The following is a 551-nucleotide window of genomic DNA, read 5'->3' as shown; positions in this document are numbered from 1 at the left end:
TATTTTTCATTTCTTCTAATACATATCTATCCCCTACAGCAGTAGTAGCTAATTTTATTCCATGCTCTTTAGCTGCTATAGTAAGGCCTATATTACTCATTACTGTAACTACTAATGTATCTTTTGCTAATTTATTTTTCTTTTTTAAATATATAGCACTTAATATCATTATATGATCTCCGTCAACAATGTTTCCATTTTCATCAACGGCAATTAATCTGTCAGCATCTCCATCATATGCAAGCCCTAAATCTGCTTTGTGCGCCAGAACAGCTTCTTGTAGACTTTGCGGATGTGTTGATCCACACTTATCATTTATATTATTACCATCTGGTTCACTATTTATAGTTACTACACTTGCACCTAACTCATCAAATACTATTGGCGCAACTTTATAAGCTGCTCCATTTGCACAATCTAAAACTACTTTTAATCCTTTAAAGTCAACATTTATTATAGATTTTAAATAATTTACATAATCTCTTTGTGCATCGTGTTTGTGTATTTTTTTACCAACATTTTCTCCAACTGGATGATAATCTACTTTTTCT

At 31.2% G+C, this 551-nt stretch carries 1 protein-coding gene; it reads right to left on the bottom strand.

Going from position 1 to position 551, the window contains the following annotated elements:
* Positions 1 to 551: phosphohexomutase domain-containing protein (locus JWF52_RS18890; RefSeq protein WP_502711271.1), on the bottom strand; the 551-nt coding region annotated here is incomplete at both ends.

Origin of the sequence: Clostridium sp. CCUG 7971, assembly GCF_017590215.1 — a bacterium.
GTDB lineage: Bacteria > Bacillota > Clostridia > Peptostreptococcales > Peptostreptococcaceae > Faecalimicrobium.
Note: the sequence above shows the minus strand (reverse complement) of the source record. Positions and strands in the feature narration are given on the sequence as shown.